Source organism: Brevundimonas sp. AVps7 (assembly GCF_058681545.1).
Genome location: NZ_CM178742.1, coordinates 315216 through 331674, shown reverse-complemented (window position 1 = coordinate 331674; position 16459 = coordinate 315216). Strand labels below are relative to the sequence as shown.

General features: G+C 65.2%; 15 protein-coding genes. 6 read left to right on the top strand and 9 right to left on the bottom strand.

Annotated elements, in window-relative coordinates; all coding sequences use genetic code 11:
• Positions 1-12: 12 nt before the first annotated feature.
• Positions 13-912, bottom strand: coding sequence for an FkbM family methyltransferase (locus ACW17Y_RS01695; RefSeq protein ID WP_492037057.1), 900 nt, complete (start codon positions 910-912; stop codon positions 13-15).
• Positions 913-993: 81 nt separating this feature from the next.
• Between ACW17Y_RS01695 and ACW17Y_RS01690 the strand changes: the two genes are divergently transcribed.
• Positions 994-2250 carry an alpha/beta fold hydrolase gene (locus ACW17Y_RS01690; RefSeq protein ID WP_492037056.1) on the top strand — a complete coding sequence of 419 codons (1257 nt, stop codon included), beginning with the start codon at positions 994-996 and terminating at the stop codon, positions 2248-2250.
• A 56-nt stretch (positions 2251-2306) separates the two neighbouring features.
• Here the strand turns inward: ACW17Y_RS01690 and ACW17Y_RS01685 are convergent, their stop codons facing one another.
• A complete protein-coding gene (locus tag ACW17Y_RS01685) occupies positions 2307-3125 on the bottom strand; it encodes a cell wall hydrolase (RefSeq protein ID WP_492037055.1) in 819 nt (272 codons plus the stop codon).
• A 46-nt stretch (positions 3126-3171) separates the two neighbouring features.
• Here ACW17Y_RS01685 and ACW17Y_RS01680 point away from each other — a divergent pair, with 46 nt between their 5' ends.
• The 3 genes from ACW17Y_RS01680 to ACW17Y_RS01670 are packed head-to-tail and all read left to right on the top strand — an operon-like array spanning position 3172 to position 5939.
• Positions 3172-3870 (top strand): prepilin-type N-terminal cleavage/methylation domain-containing protein, encoded by a 699-nt coding sequence (locus tag ACW17Y_RS01680; RefSeq protein WP_492037054.1) that lies wholly within the window; start codon positions 3172-3174, stop codon positions 3868-3870.
• Positions 3854-4897 (top strand): hypothetical protein, encoded by a 1044-nt coding sequence (locus ACW17Y_RS01675; protein WP_492037053.1) that lies wholly within the window; start codon positions 3854-3856, stop codon positions 4895-4897. The genes ACW17Y_RS01680 and ACW17Y_RS01675 overlap by 17 nt, the downstream gene beginning before the upstream one ends.
• The gene (locus ACW17Y_RS01670; RefSeq protein WP_492037052.1) at positions 4866-5939 is read left to right on the top strand and encodes a hypothetical protein; all 1074 of its coding nucleotides are present in this window, start codon (positions 4866-4868) and stop codon (positions 5937-5939) included. The genes ACW17Y_RS01675 and ACW17Y_RS01670 overlap by 32 nt, the downstream gene beginning before the upstream one ends.
• On the opposite strand, the gene ACW17Y_RS01665 is transcribed toward ACW17Y_RS01670, so the two are convergent.
• Together ACW17Y_RS01665 and gspG are read right to left on the bottom strand one after the other, a co-directional pair.
• Positions 5887-6354 carry a type II secretion system protein gene (locus tag ACW17Y_RS01665; protein WP_492037051.1) on the bottom strand — a complete coding sequence of 156 codons (468 nt, stop codon included), beginning with the start codon at positions 6352-6354 and terminating at the stop codon, positions 5887-5889. The two genes, ACW17Y_RS01670 and ACW17Y_RS01665, sit on opposite strands and share 53 nt — an antisense overlap.
• A complete protein-coding gene (gspG, locus tag ACW17Y_RS01660) occupies positions 6329-6793 on the bottom strand; it encodes a type II secretion system major pseudopilin GspG (RefSeq protein WP_492037050.1) in 465 nt (154 codons plus the stop codon). The genes ACW17Y_RS01665 and gspG overlap by 26 nt, the downstream gene beginning before the upstream one ends.
• Between gspG and ACW17Y_RS01655 the strand changes: the two genes are divergently transcribed.
• A complete protein-coding gene (locus tag ACW17Y_RS01655) occupies positions 6792-7577 on the top strand; it encodes a hypothetical protein (RefSeq protein WP_492037049.1) in 786 nt (261 codons plus the stop codon). The genes gspG and ACW17Y_RS01655 overlap by 2 nt on opposite strands.
• Positions 7578-8072: 495 nt before the next feature.
• Positions 8073-10346, top strand: coding sequence for a secretin GspD/PilQ domain-containing protein (locus ACW17Y_RS01650; RefSeq protein ID WP_492037048.1), 2274 nt, complete (start codon positions 8073-8075; stop codon positions 10344-10346).
• 55 nt (positions 10347-10401) lie between these two features.
• Here the strand turns inward: ACW17Y_RS01650 and ACW17Y_RS01645 are convergent, their stop codons facing one another.
• The 5 genes from ACW17Y_RS01645 to ACW17Y_RS01625 all read right to left on the bottom strand — a co-directional run bounded on the left by ACW17Y_RS01645 (position 10402) and on the right by ACW17Y_RS01625 (position 16412).
• Entirely contained in the window at positions 10402-10821 is a 420-nt protein-coding gene (locus ACW17Y_RS01645; protein WP_492037047.1) for a type IV pilus modification PilV family protein, read from the bottom strand.
• A complete protein-coding gene (locus ACW17Y_RS01640) occupies positions 10821-12035 on the bottom strand; it encodes a type II secretion system F family protein (RefSeq protein WP_492037046.1) in 1215 nt (404 codons plus the stop codon). The genes ACW17Y_RS01645 and ACW17Y_RS01640 overlap by 1 nt, the downstream gene beginning before the upstream one ends.
• Positions 12032-13720, bottom strand: a complete 1689-nt coding sequence (locus tag ACW17Y_RS01635) for a GspE/PulE family protein (RefSeq protein WP_492037045.1) — start codon at positions 13718-13720, stop codon at positions 12032-12034. Before ACW17Y_RS01635 ends, ACW17Y_RS01640 begins: the two co-directional genes overlap by 4 nt.
• A gap of 230 nt (positions 13721-13950) precedes the next feature.
• Entirely contained in the window at positions 13951-15480 is a 1530-nt protein-coding gene (locus ACW17Y_RS01630; protein ID WP_492037044.1) for a beta strand repeat-containing protein, read from the bottom strand.
• Between the two features lie 209 nt (positions 15481-15689).
• The gene (locus tag ACW17Y_RS01625) at positions 15690-16412 is read right to left on the bottom strand and encodes a hypothetical protein (RefSeq protein WP_492037043.1); all 723 of its coding nucleotides are present in this window, start codon (positions 16410-16412) and stop codon (positions 15690-15692) included.
• Positions 16413-16459 lie beyond the last annotated feature (47 nt).

Sequence of the window (16459 nt, the reverse complement as noted above, 5' to 3'; positions counted from 1 at the left end):
GTCTGGGCTTGCTCAGGCGGTAGAGCCCGCTCCATTCGCAGGCTGTCGCCGCGAGATGACCACATCGCAGGTGTCGAGCGCAGCGGCTTCATCGATTGGAATCTCGCCAAGCCTGGAATCGGCGGCGATCCGCCAGAACCGGAACCCCTGGTCGCCCAGCCACGACACGAAGGCCGGCAGATCGGTTCTCCCGCCCATCTGGATGGGATCCCATTCCATGCAGATAATGATTTCGGGATTTGCTGCGAGCAACGCCGCGGCCCCGCGAAGAATGAAGGCTTCGCTGCCCTCTGCATCCAGACGGATCAGATCGACGCGGGCAAGCGCCAGCGAATCCAGCGTCGTGGCTTCGACCTCCAGGACCTCGGAGTCATCGAAAGCCTTTTGCGTCCATTGGGTCACATGACCCCAACCCGAGCGTTTGCGCGAGCGTTCGAACCGGATCGAACCGGGAGCGTCGAGAACTGCCTTGGCATGGACCGTCACCCAATCCTTCAGACCATTGATGTAGGCTGAACGTTCAACCATCCCCGCGAGGCGCGGATTGGCCTCGAAACTGTGCACCCTTCCGCCGGAGCCCACCATCACGCCCATGGCGACGGTGTAGTAGCCGACATTGGCGCCGACCTCGATCACCACGTCATTCGGCGAGATCAGGGCTGAGATGACTGCATAGACGTTCGGCTCCCAATAACCGTAGCCGATCAGATGGGCGCTCATCGTCTCATCCTGGGGATCGACGTAGAGCAGTAACCCGTTCGCCTGACGCGTCAGGGCGAGGTCAGGGGTGAGGTAGAAATACCGGGTTCCGGCGGATGGGTCGACGCGCTGCTCCTGACGGTCCGCCCCACTTCCGTTCTCCTCGCGGAAAAAAGCGCGGCGGGCGCGGGCGAGTCGCTTGAGCAAGGTCATGAAGGCGTCCGGATGGCAGGGCGGCGGACCCTAGCCTCCGCGTCCGGGGCTAGACAAGTCACCGACCGATCCGTGTCTCGCGTGGGGTTGAATCTCGACCAAGGGTCAGGGCAAAGAGACGGAATGAGCGAGCTTTTTCGCAGCGCCAATGTCCTCGTTCGCAGCGTCCCGACAGAAGACATTTCTCGCTGGGTCGTTACATTCGACAACTATGGTCTGGGCCCGGGTTTCGACCGCCACGGCTTCGGAGAAGTGTTCCTGAGATCCTATGGTCTCTCGGCCATTCACGTCCTGGGAATCGGCGACGACTGGTACCAGTATCCGGAAATGTCGGAGGCCCTGGCGCTCGTGAAGGACGCCGTGTCCGGCGCCGATCGCGTCATGACCTATGGGTCCAGCATGGGCGGGTATGCCGCCGTTCGCTTCGCCGACGCCGTCGGAGCGACGGCCGCCCTCGCCTTCTCACCACAATACTCTCTTGATCCCGCAAAGGCGTCGCACGAGACTCGCTGGCAGGAGGACGCCCGCCGCATCGAGTGGCGCGAAGACATCGACGGCCCCATCCGCTCATCCGTCAAACCCGTGGTCATCTATGACTCGACAGGCCTGGATGGCTGGCATGGCGACCGCATCGGTCAGGACATCGAGACCATTGCGATCCGGTTGCCACGGACGGCTCACCCCGTCGCCGTCTATCTGGACGAGATCGGCATGCTGCGCTCCCTCGGCTTCGAGGTGCTGGACGGAACGATCGACGGCCCGGCGACCGAGCGGGAAGCCAGAAGCCGGCGACGGACGAGCGCGAATTACTTCGGGGAGTTAGCCCGTCGGCAGCCGGCGACGAGGCCGCGGATGGCCCTGGCGCTTGCTCGCAGGGCGGTAGACCTGGGCCCGGCAAACGGGCATGCCCTGTCCAGCCTGGCCGCGCTGCTCTCACAGCAGGGCTTTCATGACGAAGCGCTTGAACATCACAGGCATCTGCTCTCCGTGACCGGCCCCAAGCCCGACTATCTCATCCCGTATGGAGACGCCCTGGTCGCCGCGGGGCAGATCGAAGATGCTTGCGACATCGCAAGGCAGGTGGCGGCGTTGGCGCCGCACATGTCCAGATTCCAGGTCTGGGCCGCTGACATCCTTTGGCGAGGCGAGGCTGAGAATGAAGCCATGGCCGTAGTCGAAGCGGCGATTGCGCAGGACCCGACAAGCGCAGACCTCTCGGCGCGGCTCACGCGCTGGCGCGCTCCGGCTCCGGAACGACCGACGCCCTCAGCATGGCGGCGTATGCAAGCCTGGCTGTCACGACGATTGCGGTCGGCGCAGACCATGAGGGGGGCGTGATCGCGAAACTGGCGACGGCTCTCACGAGACCCCCGATGGGGCACGCCGCTTGAGCGTCAGCCGCCGGGCTGCTGCGTGGCCCGGGCATAGGCCTCGTCCAGCGCGGTGTTGCGAGTGAAGACGAGCCCGCCGGTCTGGCGAGGTTCCTCCACAGCCGCCGCACCGGGCTGCGGCGCGCCTGTCAGGGACTCGCCGTAGAAAATGTGCGCCCCGATCTGCCGAACCTGTTCCAGGCGAGACGCCCAGGACGGACGGACATAGTTAGCGTGGTAGTTGACGGAGCTGCGCGGAAGCAGGCTCTCGCGCCGGCCCTCGTAGACCTCCCGCGCGATCGTTTCCGCTCTCGCCCAGACCTCGGCATTCACGGGGCTGCGGCCGATCGAGCCGTCGCAGGTGAAGGTGAACTGGCAGGTTCGGCTGTTGCGTTGATAGACGACCTCGCAGACGCGCGGGGGATAGCCCGCGGCGCGCGAGCGGTTCATGACCACCTCGGCGACAGCGGCCTGCCCCTCCTCACTCTCGTTCCTGGCCTCGTAGTAGATGGCCTGGGTCAGGCATTCGACGTCGCTGGCGGGAATGAGGGGCGGTGTCGAAAGATCCAGGCGCGGCGCCCGGTAGCCGCGGCGCACCGATCGCCGGATGGGGTTCGCCCGTGATCGGTCGTCCGAAATCGACGCGCGCGCTGGCGTCGCGGATGGAGCTTCCGGCAGCCGGTTCCGCCCATCCTGAACCATCTGCGCCAGCCGCTCGTTCAGTCGCTGTCTCTGGGCGTCGTTCGATCCGGACGCCTGATAGGCTGCGGCCGATCCGGCCGTGATCATCGCCACGCACAGGACCAGCGCCAATCCCCAGATAATGCAAACGAATAGGCGCAATCTGCGCTCCCCCGGTTTCGCTTCTGACCTAGCAGACCCGCCGATCATGTCCAAGCTGCGCCGAAACACACCTTGCTGCGCAAAAGCCTTGGGACGGCGGCGGGGCAGAGGTTATCCTGCGCGGATGGAGCATACTCCCCGGGCCGGGTTCTCGATCGTGGAAGCCTTGGTCGTGCTCGCGATCAGCGGCATGGCCCTCGCCATCATATTCTCGATCGGCGTGAAAGCCGGAGATACAGGCTTCGGCCTCGGGCGTCGCGCCATGTCCGCTGCGGATCTGGACCTCGCGGTCAGCGACCTGCGCACACTGCTCCGCAGCTATGAGATCAGGCCCGTCGACATGTTCGTCGAGGGTGTGGACGAACCGCTGATCGGCGCCGCCGGCCGTCTGGAAGGCTCTGCCGTCGTGGAACGCGCCACCCAGTGCGCGCCGCAAGGTTGGGCAGGTCGCCTTATTCTGTCCATCGAGGGGCAGGGCCCGCGCCGTGTGCTGACCTGCCGGGCGGGGAACCATACAGCAGTGCTTTTCGAACTCGGAGCGACGCCCGCGACGTTCACCTATTCACGCGATGCCGCCACCTGGACGCCGACCTACGAAAACCGTCGCGCGCCCGTTCGCTCGGAAGAAGGAGCGAAGTCCCAGTCCGTCTACATCCGTTTCGAGGCGGCTCCGGTAACCGATGTGATTGAAATGGCGTCGTCGGGTCAGCCTGGCAAATGGGTGCGCGATGACCTCAACTTCTGATCGACGGGCCGGTTTCGCCCTGCCGGCCGTGCTGACGGTCACCGGCGTCGTTACCCTTGTGTTTATGGTCGCCATAACGGCTCTCGCAAGCCTCACCGCCGAAGCCGCGTCGGCGCGGGCCCGTGTAGGCTTCCTGCAGAGAGCGCTGACCCTCGAAGCCACAGTGGCCTATCTCGCGGTCACCGAGCCTTTCACCCCGCGGGCCATCGCGGTCGGTTCTCCACGAAACTATGATGACCAATTCGGCTCCGCTCCCGCCAGCGGCTTCAAATCTGCAGCAAGCCCGGCTGAAGTACTCCTGGATGGAGAAATCTACACTACCGATCTGCAGGGACCGATGACAATCTCGCTGCGCGACCAGGCAGGCATGCTGAACCTGCCCCAGTTGAACCCGGATCAACTGGACAAGCTGGGCGAAAGATTGGGCATGGGCAGATCAGAGCTTCAGGGGCTGAGGCCGCGGCTCATGGACTACACCGACACCGATGACCTGGAAAACCAGAATGGCGGCGAGCGGGCGAGCTATGGCGCATCCGGTCCGGCGAACCGTCCACTTCGTCACCCAGCGGAATGGCTTTCAGTGCTGGGTGTCAGGACTTCCGTATCAGCACCTAGATGGCGGGCGTTGCGCCGAGAGATCGCTGCCGATCAAACCCAGGGCACCTACAACATCAATACTGCCTCGGCGGCGACACTGGAGGTCTGGTTTGGTCTCACTCGCCAGCAGGCCGATAGAGCGATTGAAAGACGTCGCGATGTGCCGTTCACGAGCCTTTCGAGCTTCGGGGCCGCAGCAGGCGCTGCGCTGGTCGCTGACGGCGAAACATTCTACACGTTTCCTTCCGGCAGAATCCTGTTCACCTTGAGCGACGGACGTTCGCCCTGGGTCTACAGAGGCCGGCTCACCATCACGCCCACCAACGCCGAACAGCCGATCTGGCTCGATCAGACGGACATTATGGAATCGGCTCGAAGAACCGTTGCGGACACCACGAATGCGACTCCCTTTCCTTACGCCGTCCGCTGAACGCGTCACTTCCGACGGCAAGATCGAGCTCGTTCACGAGGGCGGGAGCCTCGGGCGCCTGCGCCCGAGGGTGATGCTGCTGGCCAGAGACCTGTGCACGTTTCAGCTGTTCGAGACCCAGAACCTGCCTCGCGGCCGCAGGCGGCCAGCGGCGATGCTTTTCGCCAGAACGGCGTCGCCCTATGTGGCTGCAGGGATGATCATCGTGCCGGCAGGGTCCGACTTCGGGGTCTGGTGGTGGGATCTGGAGCGCGTCGCCGCCCTGATCCCCAAGGACTCGGGCTCTCCGTCAGTGGTTCGTCCCGAAACCCTGGCCCAGCCCGCCGCCGAGGGCTGGCGGATTGTTCGGCAGGCGAAGGGGTTCGAGGGGCAGCTCTGGCGGGGCGGCCGGCTGTTGGCGTCCAGCTGGCGATCCCAACCGTTTGATCCGGCCAGTTGGATGGCGTTCGCCCGGCTACAGCGCGACGGCTCGGACGCTCCGACAACGCCGCCGACACCTGTCATCCTGCCCATCGCCGACGACGGCGAAGCTTTCGCGTTTTCTGGCGTTGAGATGTCGCCCAGACAGGCCGCAATCGCGGCCGGACTCGCGGTGGCGTTCGGCATGGCGCTGGCCAGCCTTTTCCTGCTGGGGCAAGGTCTGCGGCTTGCCGACGACCGACGCGAGCTTGATCGCGAGATCCAGACACTCCAGGCCAGCATGCCAGCGGCCGCCAATGCCCAGACCCAGGAGGCGGATCGCCGTCTTCTGGCCGCCTATGCCGAGATCGAGCGCCAGACAAATCCCTTGACCGCAGCGGGCGCGGCGCTCGGCATCGTGGCGCTGTACGATATCGAACCGATGGGGCTTGAAACCGATGCCGAAACCCTGACGATCAAGATTCCCTACTCGGCGATCGAGACGATCGAGGAGCTTGTCGGAGAGTTCGAAACCTCGGGGTATTTTTACGACGTTGAACCCCGAACCGAGGCGGCCACCCAGACCCTGATCATCGCGATGAAGGTCCGGGCGTCCGCCGCGCCGGTGGGAGCAACCGGATAAACCGGCAGCCGGAGCCCGAAGATCTCAAGGTCATGATCACTGTGTCGTCGCGGATCAGGTTTGCCGAGGTCGGCGAACAGGCGCCGCCTTCGGCAATGTCCAGGGCCGGGGCCATTGTATAACGCCACGGCTCGCGAAGGGTCAGGATCCGGTCCGGGGTCTCGGAGCCGGCCACGACCTGCTGGGGCTCCGTGACGCGGATCGCGACTCCGGTTCGGCTGGCCTCGCGGCGCAGATCAGACACCTGGCGCTGGAACTCGAAGAAGACAGCATGCGACATCGCCTGATCAAGCATCCGGGCGGTGCTCGGCATGATGATGGCGGTGGCGATCCCGAAAATCGCCAGCACCACCAGAATTTCCAGCAGCGAGAAGCCTGATCGGCCGGGATTATGCCGCAGGGTCAGACGAGACATCGGCGTTGACGCCCTCCCCACCCTCCTGGCCGTCTCCGCCATAGCTAAGGACGCGCGCCCGGGCATCCGGAGCCCCCGGAGCGCCCGTCGCATCCGCCGAAGGCGCTACATAGATGTATGGCCGGGCCCAAGGGTCCGACGGCAGGGCCTTGTCGAGATAGGGACCCGACCAGCCGGGAACCTGGGCAGGATCGGCCTGAACAAGCAGTTGCAGGCCTTCCTCATCCGTAGGCAGGCGACCGATATCCAGCCGCATGGTTTCGAGAGCCGCTTCAAGCGAACGAATCTGAAGCCGTGACGTCGTCGCCTTGGAGCGATCCAGCTGTGCGAACAGTCGTGGTCCCACGACCGCAGCGATCAGCGCAATAATGGCGAGGACGACCAGGATTTCCAGGAGACTGTAGCCGTCACGACCCCGTTCACGCCCCTTTGGGGACATGCGGCGTGTTTCGGCGGAATGTGAAGCGATCATGGGTGGTTGCGGCTTTTGCGTCGGCTGGGAGGTTGCTATATCCCAACCCGTCAGGGTGGTCGATGATCGGCTGCCTAATTTCGCCCGCCACGAAAGTCGAGACGCGCCCCTGACACCCTATCGCGTCCTTTTCAAATCCGTCGGTCCCTCGGTCAGCCAGTTACAGGTCCGACTGGCGCGGACGACGCCTCGCGAGCGGATTCTGCTCGCGGGCCTGATGGTCGGCGGCCTGCTGTTCGGTGCGGTTTCGGCGCTCGATTTCCAGGCCCGGCAACAGGAGCTCTACGCCGATGCGTTGGCCGCCAGGGCATCGGCACGGTTCGCCCGCTCGAATGCGACCCGGATTTCTCAGGGGGCCCCGGATCAGGCCGCCATTGAGGACATGCGTCAATGGGGGCTGGAGACCTCCAACGCCTCAGTCGCTCAGGTTCGGGTGGAAAGCCTGCTTCTGGATGCGGCGACCCGTGCCCGGCTGGTGAACCCGCGCATCACAACCGACAAAGAACTTGAAGAGATCGGCCCGACGCAATGGATGACTGCGGAGGTGGAAACCGATCTGAACTGGACCTCGACGTTCGCCTTCCTGGACGAGCTCAGCCAGCTTCAAACGGGCTTCCGGGTCCGCACCTTCAGTTTCGACGTGGAGCAGTCGCTCCAGGTGCTTGCGGACAATGAGTTCAGACCCCCTCGCGGACGCATTCGCCTTGGCCTCGCCTTCCCCGTGAGTGTTCCCGAAGGGGCTCCGCAATGATCCGTGGATTGATCATCGCCGCCCTGGTGTTGCTTGCCGTCGCTCTGCCGTTTGGCTGGACCTTTCCTCCGCAGCTGGAAGAGCCGCCGGCGGTCGTCAGGGGGGCCGGTGCCCAATCCCGTCTGACCCTGCGACCCGGCGACAGCACGGTGGAGGCCGTCCGCTTTCTTAGAACCTTGAGAGCTGATCCGACCCCGCCCCCTCCGCCACCGCCGCCTCCGCCACCTCCGCCGCCGCCCCCACCCGTTCCTCCGGACGTCGCGGTCGTGTTCGCCGGCCTCCTTCGTGGAGTCCAACGCAACCCGGACACCGGCGAGTTTCAGGTGCTTCTCAGCGACCCTGCCGCGCCGCCGCCGCAAATCACGGCCATGAGTGTCGGATCGCTCGTCTTGGGGGACTGGCGGATAACCGCAATTTCATCTCGATCGGTAACACTGACACGGCGACAAGAAGTCCGGGTCATTTCGATCTACGGCTGAACGATCAGAGGAAACGATGTCCAAAGCGACACCCGCCGTCTGCGCACCTCGCGCTTCGGCCGTCCACACCCTGTTGCGGTTGGCGGTTTGCGCGGCTCCCTTGGTGCTCGCCGCCGGCTGTGCGGCCTTTCCCAGCCTGACCACGGAAGGCTCCCGGCCGCCCCTGTCGGCCCAGGCGGAAGCGGCGACGGATATGGCTTCGAATCCTTCAGGAGCGGCGGCGCAGGACTCGGCGCGACTGACCACGTTTGGCATTCCCGGCCGGTCTTCCACCGGTGACGACCGGCCCGTCCCTGCGACCGAAGAGCAGATCGCGGCATTGGTGGGCGACGAAGTGGTTGACGCCGCCCTGGCCCCTCAATCGATTCCCCAGTTTGTGAGCACCGTTTTCGGCGGCGTTCTGGGCGTTCCCTTCATCATGTCGCCCGACGTCGCCTCGCGCTCCGAGATCATCTCCGGGGGCACCGGCGGTTCCATTTCCAGCCGCGATCTCTTCCGCCTCACACAGCTGGCGCTGAAGCAGTACGGCGTTGAAATCTATATCAATGGCGGGCTGGTCACGGTCGGCGCCCCCGGCGCTGCCGGCCCTGACGCGACAGTCGTTCGCGATCGATCGGAGCCCGAGAGCGGGGGCCGCGTCGTTCAGTTCTTCCCCGTCCAGACCATCGAAGTCAACGTCCTGCAGAGCCTGCTTCAGGACTTGTTCCCGAGCCTTGGAAACGCCCGCATCACGCCGGATCCGCTCACCAACAGCTTGCTGATCTCAGGGCCCGGCAGAGAAGTCGCGCAGGTCGTTCGCACCCTCCGTGAGATCGACCAGCCCCGGTTTGCGGGGGCCGAAGTTCTGCGTGTCGAGCCTGTGTTCTGGTCGACCGATAACCTTGCGGTAGCGCTTGAACAGACCCTGACGACGGAAGGGTATGTCATCTCGCGCCAGGCGCTGGCTGGCCGCGCGCTTGTCATCCTGTCCTTTCCCGCAGCCAATCAGCTCCTGATCTTCTCCAAGGATCCGGCCCTGCTCGAAAGAGCACGGTACTGGGTGGAAACGCTGGATCGGCCGGCGGCCCTGGGCGACAAGCCTTCGACCTTCGTCTACCAGGTCCAGAACACCGACGCCCAGTCTCTGGGCCAACTCGCGATCGGGCAGGCCCCGACCGGCGGTCCGGTTCAGCCGCCGGTGGGCGTGCCCGGCACCGCTCCGCAGATCGCCGGAAACGCAGGCGTGCAAAGCGCAACCCCGGGCGCCAGCGGCTCCTTCCTGTCCGGACGCATCCTGACCGACCCGGTCGGCAACCGCATCATCTTCACGGGAACGGCGACCGACTTCGCTCAACTCCGCGATCTCATGATGACCCTCGATGTGCCTTCGCCCCAGGTCGTGATCGAGGTCATGCTGGCGGAGGTCACCCTGACCGACAACACCCGTCTCGGGCTCAATTTTTCGGGCGTCGAGACCTCGGGCGACGGTAGCTTCACCTTCGGAACCGAAGGTATCGCTCTGGGCACGGGCGGACTTTTGGGAACCTTCGTTGGGCCGGATTTCCGGGCGCGTCTGAATGCAGTGGCGTCCAACAACAGGGTAAACATCCTGCAACGGCCTCGCCTGGTGGTGCGCAGCGGCGGTTCCGCGAGGTTCCAGGTGGGCACGGATGTCCCGATCATTACGTCACAGCGAGCGACCGACACCTCCCAGAACGGCAACGGGACCGACGTCCTGCAGAGCGTCCAGTATCGGCAAACGGGCGTCATCCTCGACCTGACACCGGTCGTCTACGGCGATCGCGTGGACATCCAGATCAGCCAGGAAAATTCGTCCGCCGGGGAACCCGCAGCGGGCATCTCCAGCCCGATCATCCTGAATCGCAGCCTCACGACCCAGATCGCGATCCGCGACGGCTGGACCGGCGTCCTTGGCGGGTTAATCAGCAATAACTACAGCAAGAACAACACCGGCGTGCCGTTCCTCAAGGACATCCCCCTTATTGGGTCAGCGTTCCAGAACAACACGGTCAGCGGCGAACGGACCGAACTGCTGATCCTGATCACTCCCCATATCATCCGCGGCGACGAGGACATGGCCGACTTCGTCGACATGTATAGCCGGGACATGAACGCCGCTTTCCGGACGGGTCGCGGCTGGTCCTACACCCTCACGCCATTCTCCCTCGGCTCGCGTTTCCGGGGTGTGGGGATCGACCTGCCGAGTCCCAACGGCGTTGTCCCGCCACGTGCAACCGCGCATTCAGGCCCGGAAGCCGACTCGAACCTGCAGGCGGAACCCGAAAGCTGACGTCCGAACAGTCCTCCTGACCCGACCGCGCGTCCCCGGATCGCACAGGGCGGCTCTAGGTGTTCGGCATGTCCTGCCGCCGCCATCCCAGTCGGTCAAACACCATCGGAGCCGGGGATCGTCCAGTCCGACGCTGAACCTCTACGGTCAGCGTGAACAGCTGAACCGAGAACTGGCCATCACCCACGGGGAATCCGGCGTTGATCACCGGCTCGCCCTTAGGCGTACTCGTCCACCGAACCGTGTCGCCTTCCGGCAGGGCGATTTCTCCGGTCGGGGTCGCCATCGGGTTCAGGCCCTGGGTGAGCGCAAGGGCATTCTCCTGGGCCGCCACCTGCTCGATCGCGTCGATGGCGCGCTGCTGGCCGCGGGCCATCTGGATCTGCAGCTCGAAGATCGCGCCCAGCACCAGGGCCGCGATCGTGAGCGCGACCAGGGCTTCGATCAGGCTGAAGCCGGACCGTCGCCGAGACATCAGACCACGCCCTCGTAGACGCTCGAAAGGGCGAGAACGAGCGACAGGGCGATGAAGCCGACGAGCAGGGAGATGAAGGCGATCGCCGCCGGTTCCAGCAGAGCGGTCATCCGCTTCATGCGGTCACGCAGTCGCGCTTCGTAATTCTCGGCGATGAAGCCGAACATGGCGCCGACGGCGCCCGACTTCTGGCCCGCGCGGAGCATGCTCAGGTCCATAGCCTCCAGCCCTGTGTGGGCCCCGAGGGAGGCATCAAGTGTCAGACCGGCGCGCAGATCGCTTTCCAGCATGTTGAGGCCCGCGCGGAACGGTCCGATCGGCACGGCGGCCCTGGCGAGGGCGGTCGCGGACAGAATGGGCACGCCGTTGTTGAGCGCGAAGGCCGTCAGCCGCGCCCAGGACGCGATTTCGCGCGACTGGATCACGGGACCGATGACGGGCAGGCCGTGGGCCAGGGTGTAGGCACGTGCGCGGATCGTCGGATTGGCTACGATGACCACGATCAGGGCGATCACAGCCGCCAGGCCGATGCCGACCGCGCCCAGATTGGCGTTGGCGAACTCGCCCGCCGACAGGACCCAGCGAGACACGGCCGGCACGTTTGAGCGGTCCTCGCCGATCATCGTCCCGAACCGGGGCACGACCTGGGTGAAGATGAAGGTGACGGCCGCGATCCCGGCGAAGGCCAGGAAGGCCGGATAGGTCATGGCGTTGGAGAAGTCCTTCCGCAGCCGGTCCTCGTAGGCCATCTGTTCGGCGGCCTCCTTGAGCACGTCGGCGATCCTGCCGGACGCCTCGCCGACCCGGGCCATGGCGTAGACGTAGTCGGGAAACCCGGGGACGTGCTCGGCCATCGCATTGCCGAAAGCGTCGCCCCGGCGCAGGGCGGCGATGGCGGCCTGGAATTGACGCCTGCCCTTGCGCGCCTGAATGCCCTGAACGACGGTCTCGAGGGCTTCCAGCAAGGAAACGCCGGCCTCCAGCATCAGGGCCAGCTGGCGCAGCACGAGGACGCGTTCCGTCGGCTGCAGGCCGCGCTCCTTGCCCTCAGGCTTGGCGGTGACGGCGGGGCTGATGCGGACGGCGGTCAGGCCGTCGCTGGCCAGGCGACGCACGACGCTGGCTTCATCGGCTGCGGTGATCAGGCCTCGACTGACCTGGCCGTCGCGGCCCACGGCCTCATACTGGAAGGCAAGGTGTCCGGCCTCGCTCACTCGCCGCCCCCGGCGATCCGATAGACTTCGGACAGGGTCGTCTCGCCCCGGCGGGCCTTCAGCACGCCGTCGTCGGCGAAGCTGAGGAAGCCTTCGTCACGCGCGATGGCGGTCAGGGCGTCCTCGTCGGCGCCGGTTCGCAACCCGGCGATGATCTGGGGCGAGGCGGGCGCGATTTCGTAGAGGCCGACGCGGCCGCGGAAGCCGCTGTTTCCGCATTTGGCGCAACCGACGGGCTCGCGCCAGGCGGCCGGCTCAGCGGCGGCGAGCGTGCGGAGGTGCGCGGGGACAGCCTGCTCGTGGAGCTCGGCCTCGGCGGGGATCGACGGGCGGGCGCAGTCGGGGCAGAGGCGACGGATCAGTCGCTGACCGGCGACGCCGCGCAGGACGTCGGCCAGCAGATAGTCCTCGACCCCCAGGTCCAGCAGTCTGGGGACCGCGGCCAATGCGGAGTTTGTGTGGACCGTCGAGATGACGAGGTGGCCGGTGAGGGCGGCCTGGACCGCGATGCGGGCCGTCTCCGGATCGCGGATTTCACCGATCATGATGACGTCGGGGTCTTGCCGCAGGATGGAACGGAGCCCCGCGGCGAAGGTCAGGCCGATGTCGGCGCGGACCCGGACCTGGATCACGCCCGGCAGGTCGAGCTCCACCGGATCCTCGACGGTGATGATCTTGCGTTCGCCATCGTTGAGGTGAGTCAGCAGACGATAGATGGTGGTGGTCTTGCCCGAACCGGTGGGGCCGGTGATCAGGAAGACCCCGTTGGGGTGTTCGGCCAGTTCGAGGAAGGTCCGCTCCTGGGCCGGCGAGACGCCCAGTTCCGAGAGCAGCGGCAGGCGGCTGGTCTTGCCCAGCAGGCGCAGGACGATCGATTCGCCCCACGAGCACGGCAGGGTGGAGACCCGCAGATCGACCTCCTGGCCCGAGACGCGGATCGACTGACGGCCGTCCTGGGGCAGGCGGCGTTCGCCGATATCCATGCCGCTGAGAAGCTTGATACGCGAACAGACTGCGTCGAAATTCGCGCGTGGGGCCGATCTGGCGGTCGTCAGGACGCCATCGATCCGCATACGGACGAGCATCCGGTCTTCATAGGGTTCGACATGGACGTCGGACGCGCGCCGGGTCAGGGCCTCGGCGAAGACTGCGTTGACGAAGTCGATGGTCGGCGCTTCCTGCGCCAGTTCGCGCAGGCGGGCGGCGTCGGCTCCCCCCATGCCCACGCCCGACATGTCGAGGCCGGAGGCGTGGTCGGCGCTGATGTCCTGGGTCAGGGCCTCGATCTGGGATCGCTGCGCCAGAAGGAAGGTGACGGGTTCGCCCGTCGCCTGGCCGATGCGTTCGGCCAGCAGGGGATCCAGCGGCTGGACGGCGGCGCAGAAGACACCGGGCGACGGCGCCGGCTCCGCGCCCTCGGGCGCGGGTTCCGGCTCGGGTCGCCAGGCGACGGCCTCCCGCCCGGCCCACCAGCTGAGGGGCGAGCCGATCTCGGCCATGAAGTCGGCGACGCGGCCGGGGCTGGGTCCGGCCTCGGGGGCCAGAATGCCAAATCCGAGCTGGTCGGACAGCACTTCCAGCAATTGGGTCTCGGACAGGGCCCCCAGACGCACAAGGTTCAGGCCCAGCGGACTGCCGTTCTGGGCCTGAAGGGTCAGGGCGTTGGCGACATCGCCGGCGCGCACAAGACCGCGCGCGACGAGAACCTCGCCCAGCCGACGCTGCTCGGCGGCGGGAGGCGCGGACGAAAGGCGGGGAATGATCAGGGTAGCGGTCAGTTCGGCACTCCGGGATGCGGCGTCATCCTAGACCGTGACGGCAAGAGCGTCACGGCGTTTGAACTGGGTCAGCGGCGGGCAAAGAAAAAGGGAGGGCCGAAGCCCTCCCTCCAAAATCCCGAAGGACTTTTTCTTTTTTAGTTGTTGCCGTTGTTGTTCAGATTTCCGAGCGAGCTTTCGAAGATCTGGCCGGTCGACTGGGTCGCACGGACCTTGGCGGACAGGCCGGTTCCGATCGCTTCGATGTTGATCTGCACATCGCCGTTGAGGGCGTTGCCGCCAAACGCCGTGGCGAGAGCGCCCGTCGTCCGGATCGTGATAACGTCACCGGCGTCCACACCGCCCTGAGCGTTCAGGGTGCCGGACTGCAGCATGGCCTGAGTGACCTGCACGCTCGTGGTCGTCGGGTTCGTCGAGCCGTTGTCGGACATCAGAACCGCACGGATCGGACCCGTGTTGGTCGTGCTGTTGTTGCCGATACGGATACCCGAGGTGGACGTCGTCGAACCCAGCGCAACCCACGGAGCCATGAAGGAGGCGCCGTTGCGGGAGACGATGTTGAACGCCGAGGTCGCCGTGGTGATGTCGACGAAGGTGCCGGTCGAGGTTGCGAAGCCGTTGTTGGCATCGAGGTCGACCAGCGCCGTCAGGGTGATGCCGGCCGCAGGCATGGCGGCATCAGCCGTCAGAACCGTCGTCGCGGTACCCGTCGCCGTCAGGTCAGTCACTGCGACCGTAATGGAGGTCGTGGTGCCCGTGGCCGAACCCAGCGACAGAGTGCGCTGCGTCGTGGCATTCGAAGCCGTCAGAACGGTCGTGAAGGCCACCGTTCCCGGCGAAGTGGCGTTATGCGTACCAACAAGGTTGAAGCCCGTGAAGCTGCCGGTCGTCGCGTCGGCCGTCAGGCGGATGCCCGTGATGTCAGCAGGCTCGATGGCGTCGCCACCCAACGTGATGCTCTCGTTGCCCGCGCCGACGGTGATCGTGACGGTCGCAGCCGTCGGAACCGAGCCGGTGAAGGACTTGTACTGAGCGGAGACGTCAGCGACGGCGGTCGACGACGTGGTCGTGATCACCGTCGTGAAGCCGGCCGTCGACGTGATGAAGGTGGCGGCGGACCGGCCACCGTCGACCGGGAACAGAGCCCCGCCGAAGCTGTTTTCCAGCAGAGCGCCGGCGACGACAGCGTTAGCGCCCGTCACCTGGATCGGCAGGTTGATGGTCAGGCCGGTCGAGGTCGTCGTGCACGAGTTGAAGTTCACGAAGTAGACAGCGGTGGTTGCACCAGCCACCGGCGGGGTGGACGGCGAAACCGACACGGCGCAGCTCGCGCCGGTCGACGTGACGATCGTGGCCGTTCCAGGAGCAGTCATCACTGCGCCGGTCACGTCGAGCGTCAGCTTCAGCGACTCACCGTTGGGGAAACCGTTCACCGCGGCGGGCAGGAAGTTGTAGGTCAGCGAGGTCTGGGTGTTGGCGAAAGCCGACGCGGTGGTTGCGGTCGCCGAGAAACGCAGTTCACGCGCCAGAGGATAGGCGCCCGTAGTGGTCGTCGAGTTGACGGCCGAGAAGGTCCCGGTGCCCGAAATCGAGCCGGCGACGGCGCTGGTGCCGGCCGACAGGACGGCTGCGGCCGATACCGCGAGAAGCAGAGTGTTCTTAGTCATGTGAAGAGGTCCCCCAAAGGTTCCAAAAGAGGTTGAGCGTTGCAGGCGCCGCAAAGTTGGTCACAGAGAGAGACCCCAATGGCCGCTCTGCCCCTCCCGGCATGGGGTATTAGCCACCAGAAGTCGCCGCCGTCAACCAGAAAAGCCGGGCCGCGATGTTGCCTAAAGGGCGCAATTCGCTTGAGGATTGAGTGTGGTGATCGCGGTCATCATGAGGCGCTGCGCTCGACGTTCGTGGCCGCAGCCATGAGGTAATCCGAATAGCTTCCCTCGAACTTCATGGACCCGAAGTGGGCCACCGGGACGTCAAAGAGGGCGTGAATTTTGCCGCCGATTGATTTCCAGCGGCGACAGAAGCTGATGTCTTCGCTGAACTTCGTATTACCAGTCTGGATATTGTCGAAGCACCGTATGACCCGTTTGATGCCGAGCTTCTCCTCGATATCGTGGATATGCTGGGTCTGACGGATATCCGGCATCTTCTGCCACATTTTTTTAAGCGCGGTGCCCCGGATCATCATGCACCCGCCCGGAAGGTCATTCATCTCCAGAAAACTCTCCTTCACATCGATCTGGCCGTTTTCATGCACAAAGGCTCCGGCCGAAATGAAGTTGAGAGCGCCGGTCTTGCACGCGTCCAGGCTCGCACCCGCCGACGCCATCTGATAAAACCGTTCGAGGTCAATCTCCCGTTTCGGATAGGTCAGTCCGCAGACCTCGTAAGGAGACAGCAGCAGCCGCGCGAACGTCTCGGCCGGAACGCCCATGTCAGCGTCCAGCATGATCAAGGCGTCAAAGTCCTGCTCAAGCGCCATCGACGCGAACACATTCCGGACGCGGGAAATTTCTGCCATGTCTATGGAGAACAGACGGACTTCGCTGCCAGGCATGGCCTGGCTCATGTGCATCACGCCACTGGCGACGGACAGCATGGTCTCCGTTCGCACGCTGCTGCCGTAGGCCGGTATGCAGAAAAGTA

Coding starts and splice junctions, on each gene's coding strand:
- ACW17Y_RS01695 (WP_492037057.1), bottom strand. CDS start 912: ATGACCTTGCTCAAGCGACTCGCCCGCGCCCGCCGCGCTTTTTTCCGC.
- ACW17Y_RS01680 (WP_492037054.1), top strand. CDS start 3,172: ATGTCCAAGCTGCGCCGAAACACACCTTGCTGCGCAAAAGCCTTGGGA.
- ACW17Y_RS01675 (WP_492037053.1), top strand. CDS start 3,854: ATGACCTCAACTTCTGATCGACGGGCCGGTTTCGCCCTGCCGGCCGTG.
- ACW17Y_RS01670 (WP_492037052.1), top strand. CDS start 4,866: ATGCGACTCCCTTTCCTTACGCCGTCCGCTGAACGCGTCACTTCCGAC.
- ACW17Y_RS01665 (WP_492037051.1), bottom strand. CDS start 6,354: ATGTCTCGTCTGACCCTGCGGCATAATCCCGGCCGATCAGGCTTCTCG.
- ACW17Y_RS01655 (WP_492037049.1), top strand. CDS start 6,792: ATGCGGCGTGTTTCGGCGGAATGTGAAGCGATCATGGGTGGTTGCGGC.
- gspG (WP_492037050.1), bottom strand. CDS start 6,793: ATGTCCCCAAAGGGGCGTGAACGGGGTCGTGACGGCTACAGTCTCCTG.
- ACW17Y_RS01650 (WP_492037048.1), top strand. CDS start 8,073: ATGTCCAAAGCGACACCCGCCGTCTGCGCACCTCGCGCTTCGGCCGTC.
- ACW17Y_RS01645 (WP_492037047.1), bottom strand. CDS start 10,821: ATGTCTCGGCGACGGTCCGGCTTCAGCCTGATCGAAGCCCTGGTCGCG.
- ACW17Y_RS01630 (WP_492037044.1), bottom strand. CDS start 15,480: ATGACTAAGAACACTCTGCTTCTCGCGGTATCGGCCGCAGCCGTCCTG.
- ACW17Y_RS01625 (WP_492037043.1), bottom strand. CDS start 16,412: ATGCTGTCCGTCGCCAGTGGCGTGATGCACATGAGCCAGGCCATGCCT.